Origin of the sequence: Candidatus Thiothrix phosphatis, assembly GCF_035668035.1 — a bacterium.
GTDB lineage: Bacteria > Pseudomonadota > Gammaproteobacteria > Thiotrichales > Thiotrichaceae > Thiothrix > Thiothrix phosphatis.
Window position 1 is genome coordinate 1 of sequence record NZ_JAYMYJ010000048.1, and the last position, 3099, is coordinate 3099.

Here is a 3099-nt window from a genome sequence, read left to right on the forward strand (position 1 = left end):
CAGGTTTCAGTCCAGCCTCTTTTAAACGCAGGAGGCTGGCATGAGACAACAAGACAACCGGCTCAAGCCGGAAGGAATTGGGGAAATGAACACGATCTATACAGGCCGCAACTGGCGCGGCTTTGACCAGCCAGAAGTAGAGCCAGCTCCAAGCGAGTGGCTACCAACCGGGTACGACGAATCAGTCTATGACGAAATCGACGCCCTCTTTTACGCAGGGAGCTTGAATGGGCTGGACGCGGGCGACGTGATGTCGATCTGCATCAGGCTTCAAAACGAACTGGAGAAAGCAGCATGAACATCAGCTTGCCACTCTATGAGTTGTACGACATTGAAGACGAGCAGGAGCGCGAATTCTGCCTAGACCAGTATTTCTTGCTGGTCTACTGGGAGCATCACGACGAATGGGGGAATCCTGTTTAAGTGAGGGAGTTTTAAGGCTGATCGGTGCGCATTTGAGGAGTGCGCACCAGTGAGCCAACCGGCCTAGACCGATTCGGGGAAATGATGGGCATCTAGGAAGGGGTGGACGGAATCACCAAGCGAGCCGGGGAACGCGACCCGGCAAGACGGCAGGCGGGTTACACGGAAACCTTGACCGGGCAAGCAACCCGCCGCCGACACACACCGATTTACAGAAAAGGATACCTCAAAAATGAGCGCACTTGAAGAACTCAAAGCCCGCAAGCAGGCGCGTGAAGAAGAGAAAGCGTCAGCACAGGAGGCGGGAAACAACGACGCACTGATACAAGGCGTCCTTGTCCCATTCAAACACTGGCGAAACAACAAGCCAGTCAGGGTGTACATCCTAATGAATCCAGTCGCAGTGACTAATGACCTTCTGGATGTGGCCATCGATGAAGCTGAAAAAACAACCGGCATGAAGCTGGATGTATACGAAAAATACAACACCAGCGATGGCGGAAACCAAAAAAAGCCATGGGCGCCTAGAACATGAAAATATCGACAGTATCAACAGTATCAAGCCTGCTGTCACGTCAGCAGGCAGAAAGCACCTCCATGCTGATCGTTGCTGACATCGAAACTGGCGCGGCGGCACCAGAGGATTTGCAAAAGCTGGTTGACGGATGGAAGCCGGGCGGAAACCTGAAAAATCCTGAAACGATTGAACAACACCGCCAAAAGTTTATGGATGAAATCACGCTGGAGTCAGCGAAAACAGATGCAGCGCCAATTGTGTGCTGTGCCATACGAACAAATCGAGGGCACCGAGAAGTATTCTCCTGCCTGCCTAAGCTGAATGCTCTTTCAATCCATGACTATGAGCTGATCGAGACAGACACAGAGGCAGATATGCTAGACCTGTTGGTTTTCCGCCTGAACGAACTGGCATACATGGAAGAGGCAAGGAAGTTTGTCGGGCATAACCTGAAAGCGTTCGACCTCGTAAAAATCCGTAATCGATGCGGGCGCAATGGCGTAAAGCTGCCGCCAGCATTAAGGCCATACGCAGTGCCTGTTTTCGACACGATGGAAAACGCGAAGCATTACTCAGTCGATTTGGCAAAAGACAAAACAAAGTTCGTAAGCTTTGAAATGGCGGCTCTTTACTGTGGGTTCGATACCCACAAGCGCAGTTACTCGGGCGCTCAAGTGCCAAAGGATGTTTCCCGTATTTATGAGCTTTTGGCACAAGACCCAGAAAGCCAAGAGGCCAAGGAGCTAACAGAAACAATCCTTCTTTACAACACAGAAGATGTGGAAGGAGAGCTTGATTTAGCTGTTTTCATGGCTGCCGATCAATTGTGATGACCATCCCAATCATTCAAATCATAAGGAGTATATGTATGTACCAAGAAATTGAAATGCTGATGGAAGAAATTGAACTGATGCGCGAAGAGTTCTTCGCGGCTGATGACATGGAAACACGATTGGAAATAGCAAATGAAATTTCCGATCTTGAAGATCAGCTTTTAAAGGCGCGGATGCGTGAGATTGAAGGTGTGACCCCATGGGTGGGTGTACTCACATGAATGAATTCATCCATAAGTTCGCAAATAAATAAAACCGGCAAGATCACTGGCGAAGAACCAACAACACTGAGGAACGATATGAATATCGACATCAATAGCCTGACAATCGGTCAGGCAAAAGAACTGGCTGCACTGTTTGGCGGCGCAGCCCGGGAAGAAGCGAAACCAAACCCGCACCTTGGAAAGGTATGCCTGATCAGGACATACGCCAGCGGCGTGCATTGCGGGATACTGATTGACCAGCAAGGCCGACAGGTTGAACTAAAAGACGCCCGCCGCCTGTGGAAATGGCAAGTGAAGGACAACGCAGGCATCAGCCTGTCAGACATCGCAATACATGGCGTTGGCCGGGAATCAAAAATATGCGCCATCGTCCCCCAAATGACCATCCTTGACGCCATAGAAATACTGCCCCTGTCAGATGATGCAAAAACCAGCATCGTCAATACCGAGGTATACAAACCATGATCACGTTTGAGGATTATGAGCTCGACGGCTCCGGCTCCGGCGACGGCGACGGCGACGGCTACGGCTACGGCTACGGCTCCGGCGACGGCTACGGCGACGGCTACGGCTCCGGTTAATTAACCCCTACTTGGCTGGCGGCAATGCCAGCCCCTTTTAACAACCGCCTTGCCGCGCTCCTCCTAGCGCTCCTCTCCTCCAACAGCGGCAGGGCGGTTTCTAAAGGGACAAACGGGCAGGAAGCCAACAAAATCAACAGTAAAGGCAAACTTAAAAATGAAAAGCGAACCAACAATCTCTTGGGCAAACGCCATCGCAACAGCGGCCATCAGCATGTCATGCTGCCTTCTTATCCTCACATGGCCTGCCGCAAACGCAGCCAGCCAACTGGCTGCCAAAGAAAGTCCAAGGCCGCCCGTAATCGCAGGGACTTACACCCCGCCACCCAATGTTGACTGGGGCTGCGGCGTCGGCAAACCCGTCACGATCCGGCAGGACAAAAGCCGCATCTGCCCGATCAAACCCTACCAGCGCGGAAGCGCAGAAAAGACCATGACAAAGGATGAACACATCCAGGCCGGACACGGCGCACTGTCGCTAGTGGCCACTGTAAACAATTGGCCTGCAATGCGATCGGTCG

At 52.0% G+C, this 3099-nt stretch carries 8 protein-coding genes; 7 read left to right on the forward strand and 1 reads right to left on the reverse strand.

All coding sequences use genetic code 11. The features are described 5' to 3' along the window. The first annotated feature begins 40 nt into the window (after positions 1 to 40). The 6 genes from VSS37_RS06595 (at position 41) to VSS37_RS06620 (ending at position 2462) form a co-directional block, all read left to right on the forward strand. Positions 41 to 298 carry a hypothetical protein gene (locus tag VSS37_RS06595; RefSeq protein ID WP_324694002.1) on the forward strand — a complete coding sequence of 86 codons (258 nt, stop codon included), beginning with the start codon at positions 41 to 43 and terminating at the stop codon, positions 296 to 298. Further along, positions 295 to 423, forward strand: coding sequence for a hypothetical protein (locus VSS37_RS06600; protein WP_324694003.1), 129 nt, complete (start codon positions 295 to 297; stop codon positions 421 to 423). The genes VSS37_RS06595 and VSS37_RS06600 overlap by 4 nt, the downstream gene beginning before the upstream one ends. A 232-nt stretch (positions 424 to 655) precedes the next feature. Further along, positions 656 to 958, forward strand: coding sequence for a hypothetical protein (locus VSS37_RS06605; RefSeq protein ID WP_324694004.1), 303 nt, complete (start codon positions 656 to 658; stop codon positions 956 to 958). Further along, entirely contained in the window at positions 955 to 1770 is an 816-nt protein-coding gene (locus tag VSS37_RS06610; protein WP_324694005.1) for a 3'-5' exonuclease family protein, read from the forward strand. Before VSS37_RS06605 ends, VSS37_RS06610 begins: the two co-directional genes overlap by 4 nt. Positions 1771 to 1808: 38 nt before the next feature. Then, positions 1809 to 1994 (forward strand): hypothetical protein, encoded by a 186-nt coding sequence (locus VSS37_RS06615; protein ID WP_324694006.1) that lies wholly within the window; start codon positions 1809 to 1811, stop codon positions 1992 to 1994. Positions 1995 to 2072: 78 nt separating this feature from the next. After that, a complete protein-coding gene (locus VSS37_RS06620; protein ID WP_324694007.1) occupies positions 2073 to 2462 on the forward strand; it encodes a DUF6948 domain-containing protein in 390 nt (129 codons plus the stop codon). Between the two features lie 179 nt (positions 2463 to 2641). Here the strand turns inward: VSS37_RS06620 and VSS37_RS06625 are convergent, their stop codons facing one another. Then, positions 2642 to 2794: a hypothetical protein gene (locus VSS37_RS06625; RefSeq protein WP_324694008.1), complete on the reverse strand. Its 153-nt coding sequence runs from the start codon at positions 2792 to 2794 to the stop codon at positions 2642 to 2644. Here VSS37_RS06625 and VSS37_RS06630 point away from each other — a divergent pair. Continuing rightward, positions 2793 to 3099: hypothetical protein (locus VSS37_RS06630; RefSeq protein WP_324694009.1), on the forward strand; the 307-nt coding region annotated here is incomplete at its 3' end. The two genes, VSS37_RS06625 and VSS37_RS06630, sit on opposite strands and share 2 nt — an antisense overlap.

Coding starts and splice junctions, on each gene's coding strand:
- VSS37_RS06595 (WP_324694002.1), top strand. CDS start 41: ATGAGACAACAAGACAACCGGCTCAAGCCGGAAGGAATTGGGGAAATG.
- VSS37_RS06600 (WP_324694003.1), top strand. CDS start 295: ATGAACATCAGCTTGCCACTCTATGAGTTGTACGACATTGAAGACGAG.
- VSS37_RS06605 (WP_324694004.1), top strand. CDS start 656: ATGAGCGCACTTGAAGAACTCAAAGCCCGCAAGCAGGCGCGTGAAGAA.
- VSS37_RS06610 (WP_324694005.1), top strand. CDS start 955: ATGAAAATATCGACAGTATCAACAGTATCAAGCCTGCTGTCACGTCAG.
- VSS37_RS06615 (WP_324694006.1), top strand. CDS start 1,809: ATGTACCAAGAAATTGAAATGCTGATGGAAGAAATTGAACTGATGCGC.
- VSS37_RS06620 (WP_324694007.1), top strand. CDS start 2,073: ATGAATATCGACATCAATAGCCTGACAATCGGTCAGGCAAAAGAACTG.
- VSS37_RS06625 (WP_324694008.1), bottom strand. CDS start 2,794: ATGCTGATGGCCGCTGTTGCGATGGCGTTTGCCCAAGAGATTGTTGGT.